This window comes from Streptomyces pseudogriseolus (assembly GCA_002154585.1).
GTDB lineage: Bacteria > Actinomycetota > Actinomycetes > Streptomycetales > Streptomycetaceae > Streptomyces > Streptomyces pseudogriseolus.
Window position 1 is genome coordinate 19201 of the sequence record MUNG01000030.1, and the last position, 223, is coordinate 19423.

At 71.7% G+C, this 223-nt stretch carries 1 pseudogene; it reads left to right on the forward strand.

Features of this window, described 5'->3' with window-relative positions:
• Positions 1–223 (forward strand): annotated as a pseudogene (locus CCN29_RS04395) (alpha-ketoacid dehydrogenase subunit beta); the annotation flags it as partial.

Consider the following 223-nt stretch of genomic DNA (forward strand, 5'->3'; position numbering starts at 1 on the left):
ACGCGGCCCTGCACCGCCTGTTCGAGGAACGAACCTCACTGCATCTGCTCGGCGAGGACGTCCGCGACCCGTACGGCGGCGCCTTCAAGGTGACCCGCGGCCTGTCGGCCTGCCACCCGGACCGGGTGCTCTCCACCCCGATCAGCGAGGCGGGCATCACCGGCGTGGCGGGCGGTCTGGCGCTCGCGGGCGACCAGGCGATCGTGGAGATGATGTTCGGCGA